Source organism: Paenibacillus cremeus, assembly GCF_007786445.1.
GTDB classification, from domain to species: Bacteria; Bacillota; Bacilli; order Paenibacillales; family NBRC-103111; genus Paenibacillus_G; species Paenibacillus_G cremeus.
The window spans coordinates 1-1,209 of sequence record NZ_VNJI01000140.1 but is presented as its reverse complement, the minus strand read 5'-3'; the positions used below and the strand labels follow the sequence as shown (position 1 = coordinate 1,209).

Here is a 1,209-nt window from a genome sequence, read left to right as displayed (position 1 = left end):
GAAGGACATGCCGTTTCGCAAGCCCGGCAGCCCAAGCACAAATCAAGTGGATTTTCCAACACGGATAAATCAGTAATCTTTCCCTCCCCCACCATCTTCACCAAGTTAATTCGTCCGCGCGGGGAGTGCGTTTCTTTGCCCATCGTTGCATAGGTTGGACATGCCGGTAGACAATAGCCGCACTGTACACATTGATTCGTCTTATCGTAAGCAAACTCTTTTTTCAACTGATCGAGATAGGAATTCATTTTAGATCAGCTCCAATTTTTGTCCTGGCTCAGGAAACACCTTACCTGGATTCATAATGTTATTCGGGTCCCACGCTTGTTTAATGCGCTTCATCATATCGAGCCCTACCGTTCCGAGCTCCATCTCCATGAAAGGAGCTTTCATCGTGCCAATACCATGTTCGCCTGACAATGTGCCGCCTAACTGAATAGCAGCCTCGAAAATCTCGCCTACAGCTAGTTCAACACGCCGCATTTCATCATGATCTCGCTTATCGCACACGATATTCGGGTGAAGATTACCATCGCCTGCGTGACCGAATACGACTAAATTAATATCGTATTTTTGACGAATTTCCTTGAGTCGAGCAAACATCGCCGGAATTTGACTGCGCGGCACCGTAGCGTCCTCTGAAATTTTGGTTGGCTTAATACGCACAATCGCGGGAGAAACTAGCTTCCTTGCTTTCCAAATTTCCGTTTTTTCCGCTTCAGTTCGTGCGATTCTCGCTTCTCTAGCACCTAACTGCTGAAAGAGCTCTTCCACTTGCTGAACTTCGTCTTCGACCGCTTTCGGATGACCGTCCAATTCGATTAAAAGAATCGCTTCAGCATCTACAGGCAGATTGGAAGGCTCATAGTTTTCGACAGCAATAATGGAGGCTTGATCCATTAATTCAATTTTGGAAGGCAGTATACCAGATGTTAAAATACGCGAAATAGCGCGTCCCGAATCTTCAAGATTATCGAAAACGCCCATAATGGTTTCTGTAGCAGGAGGCTTGGGAATTAGACGGAGAAAGGCTTTTGTAATAATACCCAACGTGCCCTCCGAGCCTACAATCAGCTTAGTCAAATCATACCCCGTTACATTTTTTACTGTATATCCGCCTGTGCGTATAAGTTCACCTTCTGGTGTAATGATTTCGAGACCGAGTACGTAGTCTTTAGTTACCCCGTATTTTAATCCGCGCGGTCCACC

Annotated in this window: 2 protein-coding genes; both read right to left on the bottom strand. The window is 46.0% G+C overall.

What is annotated here, in order from left to right:
• The coding region (locus FPZ49_RS35220) for a 4Fe-4S dicluster domain-containing protein (RefSeq protein WP_144855402.1) at window positions 1-248 on the bottom strand (248 nt) is incomplete at its 3' end.
• Between the two features lies 1 nt (window position 249).
• The coding region (locus tag FPZ49_RS35215; RefSeq protein ID WP_144855400.1) for an FAD-binding oxidoreductase at window positions 250-1,209 on the bottom strand (960 nt) is incomplete at its 5' end.